Raw genomic sequence first — 14,696 nt, 5'->3', positions numbered from 1 at the left:
AGCCAGAACAAGGTAGAAACTCAGGTGATTGCGGATATATCTAATTTAATAAGTAACCTTGGACAAGCTACACAAGCATGGAATACGTTTTTTCAGCAGATTAGTAGACCACCTCCTATCCCACCGGCTCCACAACCGCCGTCACCTCCACCATTACCGCCAGCACCACCAGCACCACCGCCTCCTGATTATTCAGGGTGGCGTGCTAGATTTCAAGAAGTAGGTAATCAAGCAATTGAAATGGGCCGACGTGTACAGCAAACAGGACAAACAATGCAAAATGCATTTGGTCCTGCAGCTGCAGCGTCGGCTTTTGCTTTAGGAAGTATGATTCAAAAGTCACGAGAATTTGAATCACAAACTCGTAAAGCGGCAGTTTTAACTGCAGGTGACTACGGTCAAGTAAAGAAAGCGATTCTTGATATGGCAAAGGATTCTGTGTATTCAACAGGGCAGGTAGCAGCGGCTTTTGCTGAAATGGGTGCGAAAGGTTTCGATTCGGCTCAAGCAACGTCCGCATTACCTGGTGTGTTGAGTGCAGCGGCCGCATCAGGCGAAGACCTGGGGATGGTTGCTGATACGATTACGTCAGCTTTAAACTCATTTGGTATGGAGGCAAGTCAAAGTACACATGTTGCTGATGTTCTAGCAACAGCCGCAAACGCAACAGCTGCGGGTGTAGGGGATATGCAATACGCTTTTAAATATGCGGCGGGTCCTGCAGCTCAATTAGGCATATCGATGGAAGAACTAGCGGCTTCTGTTGGTATTATGTCAAATAGCGGTATTAAAGGGGAGACCGCTGGTACAGCATTACGTGCATCTTTACTACGTTTAGTTAAACCGCCAAAAGCAGCGGCGAATGAGTTAAAACGACTTGGCGTATCTATTACGGATCAACAAGGTAATATGAAACCATTGTCTCAAATTATTGGTGAGTTGAAATCAGGAATGGAAGGTATGACAAGTGCACAAAAAGGTGCGGCGTTAGCAACAATATTTGGTACAGAAGCTGTATCAGGTATGATGGCACTTGTAGCAGCAGGACCTGAAAAGATTGATGCTTTAACACAATCCTTAGTGAACTCGGACGGTGCTTCTAAAAAAGCTGCGGACTCCATGCTTGAAGGATGGGCCGGAGCACTGACGAAAATGGAAGCCTCTCTTGATGTTGCGGCACGTGCATTTACTGACGCATTGGCTCCAGCATTAATGGCTGTAGCTGGAGTAGTTGAAACGCTGGCAAACGCATTTACAAAATTACCAGCTCCCGTGCAGACGGTGATCGCTTCCGTAGTAGCATTTACTACGGCTTTTTTAGTTGTAGCAACGGTGGCTGGTATTGTTATTAACGCAATTGGAGGAGCAATAATTACTATCGGCCAACTAATGCTTTGGATGTCAGGAACATCAAAAGCAGCAGTAATGCTTCGGACTGCTTTATCAGCATTAAGAGCCGGATTTGCGTTAATGTTAGGACCGGTTGGTGCAGTTATTGCAATTCTCACTTTAGTGGGAGTAGCACTAGTTCAACTTTATAAACATAACGAGACTTTCCGAAATGCGGTGAATAATGCCTGGGAATCAATAAAAAGTGGAACCGTATCAGCTGTTGAGGCTATGAGGTCAGCGCTAGATTCTTTAGGAACTTACCTTGGTACGGTACCTGCAAAATTTTCGGCGATGGGTAGCGCTCTAGGTACAGCCTTTGATGTAGCAATTGCTGTTATACTGTCAAAATTCATGTCAATTGGTCAAAGTATTAGTGGAGCTTTTTCTTCTGTGGTTTCCGGCTTAAGCTCGGCTTTTTCTGGGATAGGTTCCGCTATTTCACCAGTGATTGAATTTATAAAAATGTCATTTTCTTCTATTGGAAACACGATAGCAACTTTAACACCTTTGATCGTACGATTAGGGTTAACATTTTTAGGAGTTTCAGGACCTGTCGGTTGGGTAATAGCGATTGTAGCATCATTAGGGGCTACAATTTTTAAATTAATAAACACAAACGACCAGGTAAAATCAGCATTTATGTCAGCGTGGCAATCGATACAGCAGATTTTTTCTACTGTGATCTCGGCTATTTTACCGGTTGTGCAGTCAATAGCGCAGGGGATTATGCAGGCATTTGCTCCTCTAGCACCAGAGTTTCAAAAAACAGGTCAAGTTATAGCTGAAAGTTTTGCCACATTAGGTCCTGCATTTGCAGAGCTAGGTGCGGCTTTTGGTGAGCTAGGTGCAACAATTGCAAGCCTTTTTGGTGAAATTGTACAAACTGTAGTACCGTTAGCAGCTGAATTGTTTACTGGGTTTGGTCAAGTCATGCAACAAGTCATGCCTATGGTTACTGAGCTTATTCGTATGTTTGCTGATACAACTATAGAAATTATGCCGTTAATCAGTGAAGGTATTCAATTTTTATCTCAAATGTTTACAGAGTTTGCGACTACTGTCTTACCGATATTCCTTCAAGCTTTCCAAACGGCATTCCCTATTATATTACAAGTAATCCAGGCGGCATTTAGCATAGCAGGAATGTTAATTCAAGGATTTGGAGAGGTCCTATCAATCATAGCAACGTCAGTGATTCCGATCATTCTGCAGGCGGTACAGGCGGTCTTCCCAGTAATAGCTGGGATTATTGCTGCTGCGATTTCCGTTGCGATTCCGATTATTCAATTATTAGGCCAGGTAATCTCTATCATAGCGACTACAGTTATCCCTTTAATTTTACAAATCGTTCAGGCGGTTTTCCCGGTAATAGTTTCGATAATTCAAGCGGCGATTCCCGTAGCCACTGCGATACTTGAAGGTCTGGCAACAATAATAAAAGGCGTAGTGATCCCAGCCATTCAATTTATTCTGTCGATTGTCCAGGCAGTCTTTCCCGCAATTATGGGCGTAATAACCTCTGCTATTGGGATAATCACCAACATAATAAAGCTTTTCACTTCAGTTTTAAAAGGAGATTGGAGTGGAGCGTGGAACGCGGTGAAAGGCATTACGTCGAGTATAATGTCATTAATCGGAAATATCATCCAAGGGGCGATAAATTTAATTTCAGCAGTCGTGACTGGTGGGCTAAATCTAGTGAAATCTATTTTTTCTAGTGTTTTATCAGCGATAGGTTCTCTAGTAAGTTCAATTTTTTCAGGTATAGGTTCAGTCATTTCATCTGTTATGAACGCAGTAGGTAGCATCATTTCTTCAATTTGGAATGCAGCAAAGTCGGCGACATCTAGTATCTTAAATGCTATCTATAACACAGTGACTCAAATTTTTAATAACGTGAAGTCTTTCTTGAGCGGAATTGACTTAGGGAGCATAGGAAGAAATATGATGCAAGGGCTCTTAAATGGTATAAGCTCTATGGCTGGGGCTATTTGGGACAAAATTACGGACATTGGAAATGGAATCAAAGATAAAATTTCTGGTCTGTTATCGATTCACTCACCGAGTCGTTGGTTCAGGGATTTCATTGGTGTCAATATGATGAAAGGTTGGATTAATGGTATTGATGCCATGAAAGGTGCTGTACAAAGAACAACGGAACAAATGACTCTTTCCGATAAGATTAATTATAGAAACAAAACAATTACCATCTCCTTTTTATTCACTGGAAAGATGACAAAACTTAATGCAAATCCTTGGTTTGGTGTAGAAGCAGCGATAACGTATGCAGGTGATGAGCAAGAATGGAAGTCTGTACGAGCCGATAGTATATTATCACTTAATATTGAATACAAAGATGAGCCATTATACGTCACGTTTAAAACGAAAGATAAAGATATCACTCAGATTAAGTTCTACTACTCTGGACGCAATATTGATGGTAATTTGAATTCCCATCATGCAAAATTTGAAGAAGGTAACATTCGAACTACATGGCAACCTGCTAATGATGAAGTTACTTCTAAAGAAACATTTACGAAAAAAACAACTGAGATTGAGCAAAGTGTGACAGGACTTAAAGAAAGTATTAAAACAGTAGAAAAAACACAAGGCGATTTTAGCGAGCGTGTTACTACTGTAGAGAAAACAGCAGACGGTATTAAAGAAAATGTTACTAGTTTACAAGAAATACAAACCAAACAAGGTACGCAGTTACAAGAAGCTAAAGCAGGTTGGGAAACTACTGCAAAAGCTTTGGAAGGAAAAGTTGAAATAAAAGATGTTGAAGATTATGTTGGTGGAATCGGTAATCAAACTGTATTACGGAATGTTCTTTGGAAGAATGACACAAAATATTGGGTTCTTCAATCAGGCACAACAAGGGATACAACCGTTTTATATAAGGGGTATAATACACTTCGTACAATATCGACAGGAAATACAGCAGATGTATACAGGGGCGCTACACATGAATTTATAAATGCCGGACCTGGTTGGAATTACGTTTTTTCTGCATACTTTTATACAGATAATAAGTCTAGCATTGATAATGGCGCGAAAATGGAGCTGAAATGTTTAGATGCAAATGGAAATGTGTTAAAGCAATACGGGCAAGAGATTACGTTAACACAAGGAATGTGGGTAAGACATCATGTGTTTGGTCTACTTGTAGAAGGAACAAAAAAAGTACAAGTACAATACTGGCTGCGTAGAAATGGAAGGCTGTGGGCAGCTCAACCTATGTTGCAGATTGGCGATAAACCTTCTTCATTTCAGGAGAATCCTGTTGATATTGTAGATAAAGATAAAATCATGGAAGAGTTGGCCGATAAGATAGCAACTGAAGATTACACTAAAAAAGTTACAGAATTAGAAAGAAGTATTAGTGCTACTGAAAAAGGCGTTTCAATCATCTCTGGAAAACAAGAAACGTTTATAAATGAGACTTATAAAGCTTATGTAACGAAAACAGAATCTAGGTTAGAAGTATTAGATGAAGGGATCTTAGCACAAATTTTAAAAGACGGTATCATTACTTCTATCAATATGTCACCTGGTAAGATTACAATCGATGCTGAGAAACTGAATATTAATGCCGATACAATGGTGAAGTGGCTAACTGCAAAAGGCATTGATACAAACTTTATCTCCGTTCGTGGTGATAAGATACTCATCGATAAAAACGGTGTAACTGTTAAGATGCTAGACTTTCTCTTTGAAGATGAATGGGGAACAAAAACAACCGCAGTATCAAGACGAAATCTAATAGCAGATCCTGACTTTTCTAGTGTTACAAAGAAAAATATTGGGAATGCAGATTATTATGGATTTGAAGGTGGATATGGTCTTACTTGGAAGTCGTGGGGCAATGTAGTAATAGAAAAAAATACACATGTATTCGATTATGAACAAATGGTGAATGCCGCGAGGGTAGATATGTACAACTATCCAGAAGCAATCGTGAATAATGGAATACATCCTGGTAACGAATACACATTATCTGCTCATTTTAGAGCAGCAATGATAAATGGGGTACGAAAAACAGGGAAGCCGCGTTTACAAGTGTGCTGCGTTACATTCCGAGACAATGTAAGTTACGATACATGGCATGAACAAAAAATGGATTTTCCTGAACCATCTACCTATTATGGAGAAATCAGAAGATACTCTTTCACTTTCAAAGTGCCGACAAACTATATTCCGCAACAGCACGCATTAATTATTAAGGTTTGTTCTGGAAATGCTGACATGAGACAAGGGACAGCGGTTTGTGTATCGGGTGTAACGCTATACAGTGGTAAATATGCATCTATGTATAACTGGGATCGAGCAGCAGCAGAAAGAGCAGATGGTCTTCAACCGTTTAATAGAATTGCTATAGGCGGTGTAAATAACAACATAGGTCCATCTGATAACGGGCAGACCTTTGATATAAGTACAGAAAAGGATGTATTCATAAATCAACCTATTCTAACGCAGGGAATAAATTTAGGGCGTAATAGAATGGGCCAAGCTGGATCCGCTCGTTTCTTTGATGGTGGTCAAGGCTATGGGTTTTATTTTATGGGAATGGCAGGACAATGGTACAAGCTACCTAACGTTTAGGAGGGAAATATATGGATGATTACAAAGATTTACAAGGTTATCCCTTACAAGCAGGGGAAGGTGCTCCGTTTGCTGGTAGGTTAGTAGATTCAGAAAGAAACGAAAACGGAGTATTTGTGCGAATACCTTTTGATATGCTAAACAATGCCGGTTTATATGGTGTGAATAAAGTAGAGGTGTGGGGGGAAACGGACGGAACGATATATTTTCGTATTGCAACAAGATGCGAAATATGTAAACGTGGCGCGCGTTTGTACCCACTAGATATGGGGTTTGCGAAAAAGAACATTTGTTTAGAGTGTTATACATCACTTACAGGGAATTATCCATCTCAAGAAACTCAAACAACTGAAAATATAAAGGAAACGGAGCAGCCATAAGCTGGTCTTTTTTTATTGTCTAAAAAGGGGGGATGGCGGTGGAGCAAAAAGAGTACGAACGTATTGCGAAATTAGAAGTGCATCTTCAAACAATGAACGCCGCAGTTAAACGAATTGAGGAAAAGCTAGACTACAATCAAAAAAATTATATGCAAAGGACTGAAGTTGATGAAATGTTCAAATTCCGTGATCGAGAAATACGAGACTTAAAACTAGCGCAAGAAAAGTTGGAAAGTAACAAAAAAGCTCATATATCTATGTGGATTTCAGGACTGTCATTGGCAGTCCTTTTATTATTTAACATCTTAAATTACATGAAATGAAGGGAGGTGAGAGGATGAGGAACTTTGATACAGCTTCAATTAGCCGTTATGTCGTATTAGTAATTGCTGTAATTAATAGTGTATTAAACCTTGTCGGATACCAAACGATTGATGACAATATCACAAATGGTTTAGTAGCCGTTATTACAGGGGCATTCACTTTGTATATGGCGTGGAAAAACAACTATTTGAGCAACAAAGGATTACAACAAAAAGATGTATTAGAAAAAAATAACTTACACTAAAAGGAGATGTTGAATAATGGGTTGTTTTGCAGGTTCAGGTGGCCACAATAGTATTGTACAAGGTGCAAATAGTGTTTATGGGAAAGAACATGTAGAGGATAGAAAGTTCCTCGATGCAGTTGCTAAATATGTACAAGCAGCTGGATGGAAGTATGTGAATTGTTCGGATGAAGTTGGAACAACACAAACTGCAGTTTGGAGCAATGCGGCAAATAACCATTTACGAGTGAAAGATAGTGATGTAGATTTACAGTTTCATTTAAATGCTTCTCCAGGTGGTACAGGCTGTGAAGTTTGGTTGCACCCTTCATACGGAAATAGAGAATTAGCAGCAAAGATTTCAAAGGCAATGGCTAATGCATTTGGTTTGAGAGACCGAGGCATTAAATTAACAACAGATTTAGGATGGATTAATAAAACAAAGACTGGTCTATTACCTGAAATTTGCTTTATTGATAATGAGGTTGATATGCAAAAATACCGTGCCAACTTTGATAAGGCTGCTAAAGCTGTAGCTGAAGCGATTGTAGGTAAAACAATTCAATCAGGACCATCAGTGTCGACAGGAGGTAATAATATGAAATGGACAATGAAATCAGGCGGATTAGGAATTAATTTAGCTCAAGAAATTATGAATAAACTTGCTGAATTCAAAGTGAAAGGTAATTTAGTTTATGAAGGAGACGGTATTTTCTATCTACAATGTGAACCTGTTGATGACCGTAATAAATTAGGTGCTATCACATGGTATTTCAAAGATTATAAAGATTGGTATTGCGAAGTTTATCAAGTGCAAGCTTAATAAAATAATAGTTTGATTAAAAAAAGAGCCGTCCTATTGGGTGGCTCTTTTTTTCACTTTTATCAATCACTATATACGTTTTGTTTTTATTGATCCAACTTTATTATTCCATTTCTTATCAGTTCCATCAATATAGTACTCATTCAAATTAACAGTTAAGTAACTTGATTCATCTGTATTCTTAATTGTTATTTTCTTCCCTTCATAATCTTGATCTCTGTAGAGAGTCATAGAGGAGGATGGAGGCATTTTTATAGATGATATGCCAGCATTTCCTACAAAGTTTTTGGAACTACCAGGAGTTAGAGTGAAAAATTCCGTTCCCCTCAGATCACTTAAGTCATAGAAGGAGAATTCATATGATGCAATACTTCTAGTTTCTGTAGAAAACTCAGATTTACTTGTTTGAGGACTAGCAGCACTTGCTTGTTCACTAAAACCAAAAAGGAAGCCGCCACTTAAAACTAATGATGTAACAGTTAAACTTTTTAGTACTTTCTTCATTTTTAATACACCTCCTATTTATTAACACAAATTCATCGTACAACTTCAATCTTTCTCTAAACTTTCATTTACCTTACAATAACCTTAAAAAATGTAAAAAGGCTGACAATAATTAGTCAGCCACATCAATAATTTCATCAAATTTAAATTCTGTATTTAAATTAAATGCATCTGTACAATGCACTGTATTAGTGTGTAAATCAATTCGTGTGACAGTTATGTACATATTGCTGATAAATCCGTCTCTATAAAAAGAAATAAGGATATCTTCCTGCCTCTGTGCAGAATCAATTAAAGCACGTTCAATCCGCTCTTTTGTATCTTGTGTAAGAATTGGTTTCGGCACTTTATTCAAATCGCTAATTATTTCTCGTATCACCTCGTATTGCTCCGGCATACTGGCAAAAGGCTGCCACTTCACCATACCTCTCCCACGTAATTTTGGTGTTCCCCAGTTATGCTTTTCCATGATGATCCCCCAATTCGTATAGTTTATGTTTATTATACACGAACAAGTGTTCTTATTGAAGCGTAGAATTATTGCAATCCAAATGCTATGAAATTTGACTTTTTACATCTGACATATTGCATATAAAATTTGAATCTATTAGACTTAAAAGTAAATTATTAGAAACGGAGTGACATCATGGCAAGAAGTCAACTACTAAAAGACACAGTGAGCGGACAAGAAACTATTGAAAATGTTCTTCTACGGTTAAAAATTATATTATCAGACCTTGAAAATGACTTGATAATGCAATGGATTGAAGGTGAACTCACGGGATACGAGGATAAAGCTGAATTACCTAATTACAGGATGACAGAAGGTCTTGTTATGGGAACTTATGTATTAAATAATAGGGTGCAGCTCACGAATCAATCTGTACCTTTACACCACCTGATATCTGATGATGAAATAAAGAAGTTAATTAATATTCCAATTTTAGATAGTTTTAAGACGCTTGAAAGGGTAATAAATAACGAAGGAAAAGAAACATACGCATCAGTTGTTCCTGCATCTTATTGTCACGGGATTTCCAATATACAGATTCAAATACTACAAATGCGTGTGGAATGTCCACAAAATATACTAAGTAAAATTATTTCAAATGTTAAATCTAAACTGGTAGAAGTTATTATGGAACTTGAAAACCAATATGATGACCTCGATGAATTAGATATAAAATCCCAAGTCGAAAAAGATACGCGTAAAAAGGAACAAGTTATTATTAATATAGAAAATATAATTTTTGATGAATCCATAAAAATGGGGGATAGAAATAAAGTTGAAGGATCTAGATTAGGTCATGGAGGGCTAAGATGAGCATACAAATGGGTGATAAAAATAATATCAAAAACTCTGTCATTGGGCACAATAACCAAAACATAGCTATACAAACACCTGAGAAAAAATCATTTGCTGAAAAACATCCTATACTTATATCTGTCTTAGTCTCATTTGTGGTGGGATTTATTCTACTTTTCTCTTTTTGGAAAAACGTAGTTGAATGGGTAGAAAATCTTTTTTAATATTGAATGTAAAAAGAATCGGTGCAAAAGTACCGATTCTTTTTTTTTTTTTTTTTTTTCGTTATTACACTATCTCCATTCTATTAAAGTACGTTTCTTACAACTCCCACAATCAAAAGAGCCGGTTCCTTTAGAAATTCTCCGCGTATGATTACAGTTAGGACAGTGTATTTCTTGTTTTTCAAACGCTGCATATATAAAGCCTAACGAAAAAAGAAACAGTGGAACCGCAAAAAATAACCCAACTATTGTGATACCTAAGATAACAGAAAGCAGGATGCCTAAAATTCCGGAAACTAATGAAGCTTTACGGCCAAATTTTTCTTTTGTGGAACTCTTTTTTTGCTCAATCTCAATGATGTAAGTATTACCGTCTGCGGTTGTTTTTATCTCCATATTTCTCCTCCTTTACCATTTTTAAATAAGTATATCAGAGTATTAAGAAATATTTCTATAAACAAAAACAGTACATTTATTTTATGTACTGTACAACGTCCTCAATACGGTAGGTTTTATCGACACCGTTTTCTTCAGCTAATTGGTTTAAAGCGTCCAAGATTGACTTTAATGTATCGAAACGTACAAGACCAACCTCACCATTAACTAGATTACTAATAGTTGCTGGACGAACTTTTGATTCCACTGCTAATTTGTTTTTGGTAATCCCGATTTCCTCCATCGTTTCTCCTAAAGTGAATACCATAGAACTCATGGTAATACCTCCGTTCATTCCGATCATTTATTACTTTACATTTTACACAATTTACATATCAAAGTAAAACTTTTTTAGGGATACTATTGACGTATGACTCCTAGAGTTATATATTAATACTAATAAAGTTTTACTTCTAGAGTCATACTTTTATATAAATGAGAAGGGTGGAACAGTATAGATGCAAAAAATAAGCGATTACTTCGGTTTAGAAACAAAATCTGATTGTATTTGGTTTTATGGTTTTTATACTGTGGCTTCGGTTTTATTCGTTATTAATATGCTTATAGCTCACGTGCTATAAGCTCTTTCTTTAACTAAATATCGGACAACCTCCAGCCTCGTGAATATCCTTATTCGAAAAAACAGATATACACGAGGTCTAGTTTCTTATTGTCTTTTTTAGGTAACTAAGAGGAGGATCCACACGAGGAATGACCTAACACTCGTTAAACTTGAACAGGTTAGCTAAGCCAACGTCAGAAAGTTAAGCGTCCTAACGAATAACGTTTCCTTGTTTGCGTTGTTAGGAGTCTAGGCGAGTACGGCCATTAATGGTACGGCGGTTGCTTGGCGTGTTATGGCACGGGTAGCAGCTGATAATGAAAGAATTATAGGTTACGAGTAATGAAGGATACGCCAGTAGTGCATTTCCTTTCCTGGTTCTTTCTGCAGATAGGACAAGCTTTATCTGTAAAAAGTCAGCTGTGTAAGAGATTACAGCGTTTAAACAGGGTGTTACTATACGGATTCCTTAACCCGATAGACCATGATTGACAGAACGTCTACTTTACGACGCTTTTTATTTTTGAAGCGTTGTAAGGTAGTCATTCTCTGCCCTAGCCGTTGTCCTGTACCCTCATCCCATGATTGTCTGCCGAACACAAAAGTCAAGTGTAAAAATAAAGATAAAAACTTATTAAGGCTGGAGGGGGAGGAATTACTCCTCGATGGTCCAGATCTCCTCTATTGGTTTACCGAGTTCTTTGCAAATTAGATAGGCCGTATCAAAACGAGGTTTAGTACGATTACGAACAATTGCACTAAGAGTAGAATCGTCAACTCCAATACGTTTTGCAAAATCACTCTGCTTAATATCAAGCTCTGCAAAGATTACTTTGAGTTTACATTTAAACTTCATATACGTTCACCTCAAGGATTTACTTTCTATATACAAAAATAAACTCCTTTATAAATAGTACAAGCTAGAAAGAAAAAAATTGGCGTGGACGTGCAAAAATAATTCTCCAGGTCATATACCTATATCAAGACCACTTGGTATTCCTCGTGGAAAAAAGGACACCAAGAAGGGAAAGGTGAGGAACAATGAGACCTGGATATAAGTATTTAAATCGCATGCAACTGTATCCATCCCAAACACTTTACAACATGTACGCAGATGCAAATGACTATGGTGAAGTACGATGTTTGTACAATCACATCGCAAATCACAATATGTTACTAAATCCAAACTACGTTGATATCGTTGACTTATTAGGAGAAGAAGAGCCGTATGGTCCGTATAACGAAATAGGGATTCAAAAAAGGATTGATGCATACTTAGAGGACTGTAAACAGTGGAGAGATGAGCGATGAGGTGGCAATATGATTACTTGAATGACACGCCGTACCTGTATCCTTCTAAAGAGCTGAGAAGCATGTATAAAGAGTCCATGGGTAAAGGTGAAGTAAACTCTATTCTAAAACATATGGAAAGACACGAGGTATCTAACAACAAAGAGTACCGCGGTTACTACAGCTTATCTAATGATATTATGGAAGATCTATACGGGGAAGAGGAAGAAATTCTTGAATGGGATGAAATGGTTAATCAGTATCAACCGATTCTCACGTCAAAAGGATTACAACTAAAAAGAAAGAGGGATTCGATATGACACTTGCTGGGGAAGTTGTAGTAATTTGGACAGCGACAGGATTGTCTGTAGTGGCGATGAAGGCAGCTGAGAAAATGGGGATGAGTGTTCCACATTGGCTTCCACGTATGACGATGTATACAACTCTTACCGGCTCGTTTTTGTATCTTCTACGTTATGTGCTAATGGTGTTTCTTTGAAGGAATGGAACCTAGAATCATGGGACACTTTGTTATATAAGAAAAACAACTTGTATGTAAATCTTCCAGTAAAGAGCAACTATATCCTTTAAGGATATATAAGGAGTGAACCCCTATGCTTGAATTGTTATTAATACCTGCAGTTTCGCTCGGGTACGCTTTGCTAAATGATAGTTTAAAAGGTAAAGAGGATGATAGAAAGAAGATACAAGTATTCTTTGAAGTAAGTGGGATTGCAATTAGGAAGGATGAAAAATTACATTATCCGGTTTTTCTCGAAAGAAAAGAAGGTGATCGTAGTACGACTTATGTATATAAACTTCCGTTAGGGATGCCATCTAAATTAATACAAAAGGTTGAGGATGTTGTAAGTGAAGGATTAAATAAGCCTGTACGTATCAAATACGATAACTACAAGATAATGATTCGGGTATTCAGTAAACGTATCCCGAAAAAGTGGTGTTGGAATGAGGGGCTAATAAAAAAAGGTGAATGGCAAGTACCGATGGGGCAAAGCCTCGAGAAGTTAATTTATCATGACTTTGATAAAACTCCTCATATGGTACTAGGTGGTCTTACACGAATGGGGAAAACAGTATTTATGAAAGTACTACTTACTACTTTGATTGAGGCGAACCCTGAAAATGCTCACGTATATTTAATTGATTTAAAGGAAAAGGGATTAGAATTTAGTGAGTTTAGCGGCTTAAAGCAGGTGGTGGAAGTGGCTGACTCTGTAGAAAAAGCACATCATGTATTAAAACAAATAATGAAAAAAATCGAAGAGCGTGGAAAATTCATGAAGGAAAATGGTTACAAAAATATTGTTGAAACAAAAGAAAAAGATCGGTATTTCGTTATTGTTGACGAAGGTGCCGTGCTTGCTCCGGCCAAAGGATTACCACGTCATGTTAATAAGATCCGAGAAGAGTGTCAGTACATGCTTAGTTATATAGCGACTGTATCGGGCGGCTTAGGATTTCGATTGATTTTAGCTACACAGTATCCTACAGTCACATCAATTCCATCAGTAGTAAAGCAGATGTCTGATGCGAAGTTAGGTTTTCGGCTACCAACATATAAGGCATCTGAGGTTGTTCTTGATGAATCGGGACTAGAAACATTGCCGTCCTTACCTGGTAGAGCTATTTATAAAACTGATCGACTAACTGAGCTGCAGGTACCGTTTATTAGCGATGAAATGATGTGGGAACATCTAAAACAATACGAGGTGAAAAAAGATGAACATCCAGACACATATCAAAATAAACCGTCAGATGACGATTCTGACCTCGATTAGAAAGCTGAAATTCGCAACACGTAGGCATCTAATGGCGGTGCACGATATGGGAGGGATTCGCAACGCAAATCGTATTTTAAAAGACCTCAGTCCTTATGTAAATAACACAGTGTACCAAAAAGAGTACGTGTATTATTTAAATAAAAAGGGCCGTGAACTGTTCGACGATACAGAGAAGATTGTACCAAATAGTCGACTAGCACACAGCTTAATGAGAAATGAAGCATGGCTCTATCTGTTTTGTCCCGACGACTGGCAGATAGAAACACCTATACGTTATAAAGTAGATGATAAAAAGAAGACAATTATTCCTGATGTGAAGTTCAGGGATGAAGAAGGTACACTAAATGCTGTTGAAATAGATCGTACGCAAATGATGATTGTGAACGCTGAAAAGATGAGCAGGTATAGGGAATTTTCGTTATACTACAAAAACAAATACAACGGAAAAATACCTCTTATTCATTTCTTTACTATGACAGAATACAGACAAAAAAAGCTGGAGCAACTTGCAGCTAAATACGATGTGTATGCGAAAGTTTATGTGGTTCCATGTGTTTAATTCTTAAAATTGAGGTGGTCTATCATGAATGAATCGACAAAAGAATTGAATGCAATTTTACGTAAGTATGAGGTAAGCGGACCTCAACTTGCTTATTGGTTGTATCTAACACTTGAAAGAATGACAGAAGATTACCGTGATAATTATTTAGAAGAGCTTGGTCAGGAGATAATGGAACAGTTAGATTTGCTAGCGGATGAACTAAATGGTGTAGTTAATAATTACTGGCACTTAATCAAGTAAACCTACAGCTAAAAAGCTTCGACC

At 37.6% G+C, this 14,696-nt stretch carries 19 protein-coding genes; 14 read left to right on the top strand and 5 right to left on the bottom strand.

The window, feature by feature from the left end; genetic code table 11:
* The first annotated feature begins 24 nt into the window (after positions 1–24).
* The 5 genes from MR143_RS11205 to MR143_RS11185 are packed head-to-tail and all read left to right on the top strand — an operon-like array spanning position 25 to position 7,747.
* Positions 25–5,997, top strand: a complete 5,973-nt coding sequence (locus MR143_RS11205; RefSeq protein ID WP_374265465.1) for a phage tail tape measure protein — start codon at positions 25–27, stop codon at positions 5,995–5,997.
* An 11-nt stretch (positions 5,998–6,008) separates the two neighbouring features.
* Complete coding sequence (locus MR143_RS11200; RefSeq protein WP_242280748.1) at positions 6,009–6,377, top strand: hypothetical protein; 369 nt, start codon at positions 6,009–6,011, stop codon at positions 6,375–6,377.
* Positions 6,378–6,409: 32 nt separating this feature from the next.
* Complete coding sequence (locus MR143_RS11195) at positions 6,410–6,700, top strand: hypothetical protein (RefSeq protein WP_242280747.1); 291 nt, start codon at positions 6,410–6,412, stop codon at positions 6,698–6,700.
* Positions 6,701–6,714: 14 nt separating this feature from the next.
* A complete protein-coding gene (locus MR143_RS11190; RefSeq protein WP_242280746.1) occupies positions 6,715–6,945 on the top strand; it encodes a phage holin in 231 nt (76 codons plus the stop codon).
* A 16-nt stretch (positions 6,946–6,961) separates the two neighbouring features.
* On the top strand, positions 6,962–7,747 hold the full coding sequence (locus MR143_RS11185) for an N-acetylmuramoyl-L-alanine amidase (RefSeq protein WP_242280745.1): 786 nt from the start codon (positions 6,962–6,964) through the stop codon (positions 7,745–7,747).
* A 69-nt stretch (positions 7,748–7,816) separates the two neighbouring features.
* Here MR143_RS11185 and MR143_RS11180 read toward each other — a convergent pair whose 3' ends face one another.
* Both MR143_RS11180 and MR143_RS11175 read right to left on the bottom strand, forming a co-directional pair.
* A complete protein-coding gene (locus tag MR143_RS11180) occupies positions 7,817–8,251 on the bottom strand; it encodes a hypothetical protein (protein ID WP_242280744.1) in 435 nt (144 codons plus the stop codon).
* Between the two features lie 112 nt (positions 8,252–8,363).
* A complete protein-coding gene (locus MR143_RS11175; protein WP_242280743.1) occupies positions 8,364–8,720 on the bottom strand; it encodes a YolD-like family protein in 357 nt (118 codons plus the stop codon).
* 177 nt (positions 8,721–8,897) lie between these two features.
* Between MR143_RS11175 and MR143_RS11170 the strand changes: the two genes are divergently transcribed.
* Both MR143_RS11170 and MR143_RS11165 read left to right on the top strand, forming a co-directional pair.
* A complete protein-coding gene (locus MR143_RS11170) occupies positions 8,898–9,575 on the top strand; it encodes an AbiTii domain-containing protein (RefSeq protein WP_242280742.1) in 678 nt (225 codons plus the stop codon).
* Positions 9,572–9,781 (top strand): hypothetical protein, encoded by a 210-nt coding sequence (locus tag MR143_RS11165; RefSeq protein ID WP_242280741.1) that lies wholly within the window; start codon positions 9,572–9,574, stop codon positions 9,779–9,781. The genes MR143_RS11170 and MR143_RS11165 overlap by 4 nt, the downstream gene beginning before the upstream one ends.
* Positions 9,782–9,850: 69 nt before the next feature.
* Here the strand turns inward: MR143_RS11165 and MR143_RS11160 are convergent, their stop codons facing one another.
* A complete protein-coding gene (locus MR143_RS11160; RefSeq protein WP_242280740.1) occupies positions 9,851–10,177 on the bottom strand; it encodes a hypothetical protein in 327 nt (108 codons plus the stop codon).
* A 76-nt stretch (positions 10,178–10,253) separates the two neighbouring features.
* Positions 10,254–10,493 (bottom strand): helix-turn-helix domain-containing protein, encoded by a 240-nt coding sequence (locus MR143_RS11155; protein WP_000097410.1) that lies wholly within the window; start codon positions 10,491–10,493, stop codon positions 10,254–10,256.
* 181 nt (positions 10,494–10,674) lie between these two features.
* Between MR143_RS11155 and MR143_RS11150 the strand changes: the two genes are divergently transcribed.
* Positions 10,675–10,797 carry a DUF3961 domain-containing protein gene (locus MR143_RS11150; RefSeq protein ID WP_001169625.1) on the top strand — a complete coding sequence of 41 codons (123 nt, stop codon included), beginning with the start codon at positions 10,675–10,677 and terminating at the stop codon, positions 10,795–10,797.
* A 636-nt stretch (positions 10,798–11,433) separates the two neighbouring features.
* Here MR143_RS11150 and MR143_RS11145 read toward each other — a convergent pair.
* Positions 11,434–11,634 carry a helix-turn-helix transcriptional regulator gene (locus MR143_RS11145; protein ID WP_000669088.1) on the bottom strand — a complete coding sequence of 67 codons (201 nt, stop codon included), beginning with the start codon at positions 11,632–11,634 and terminating at the stop codon, positions 11,434–11,436.
* Positions 11,635–11,819: 185 nt separating this feature from the next.
* Between MR143_RS11145 and MR143_RS11140 the strand changes: the two genes are divergently transcribed.
* From MR143_RS11140 to MR143_RS11115, 6 genes are all read left to right on the top strand, one after another.
* Positions 11,820–12,089 carry a hypothetical protein gene (locus MR143_RS11140; protein ID WP_242280739.1) on the top strand — a complete coding sequence of 90 codons (270 nt, stop codon included), beginning with the start codon at positions 11,820–11,822 and terminating at the stop codon, positions 12,087–12,089.
* Positions 12,086–12,388, top strand: a complete 303-nt coding sequence (locus MR143_RS11135; protein WP_144591655.1) for a hypothetical protein — start codon at positions 12,086–12,088, stop codon at positions 12,386–12,388. Before MR143_RS11140 ends, MR143_RS11135 begins: the two co-directional genes overlap by 4 nt.
* Entirely contained in the window at positions 12,385–12,567 is a 183-nt protein-coding gene (locus tag MR143_RS11130; protein ID WP_000170792.1) for a hypothetical protein, read from the top strand. The genes MR143_RS11135 and MR143_RS11130 overlap by 4 nt, the downstream gene beginning before the upstream one ends.
* A gap of 115 nt (positions 12,568–12,682) precedes the next feature.
* On the top strand, positions 12,683–13,867 hold the full coding sequence (locus tag MR143_RS11125; protein ID WP_242280738.1) for an FtsK/SpoIIIE domain-containing protein: 1,185 nt from the start codon (positions 12,683–12,685) through the stop codon (positions 13,865–13,867).
* Positions 13,809–14,429, top strand: a complete 621-nt coding sequence (locus MR143_RS11120) for a replication-relaxation family protein (RefSeq protein ID WP_242280737.1) — start codon at positions 13,809–13,811, stop codon at positions 14,427–14,429. The genes MR143_RS11125 and MR143_RS11120 overlap by 59 nt, the downstream gene beginning before the upstream one ends.
* Positions 14,430–14,453: 24 nt before the next feature.
* Positions 14,454–14,672 carry a hypothetical protein gene (locus tag MR143_RS11115; protein ID WP_088362090.1) on the top strand — a complete coding sequence of 73 codons (219 nt, stop codon included), beginning with the start codon at positions 14,454–14,456 and terminating at the stop codon, positions 14,670–14,672.
* Positions 14,673–14,696 lie beyond the last annotated feature (24 nt).

The organism is Bacillus cereus group sp. BfR-BA-01347 (assembly GCF_022663835.1).
GTDB lineage: Bacteria > Bacillota > Bacilli > Bacillales > Bacillaceae_G > Bacillus_A > Bacillus_A thuringiensis_K.
Note: the sequence above shows the minus strand (reverse complement) of the source record. Positions and strands in the feature narration are given on the sequence as shown.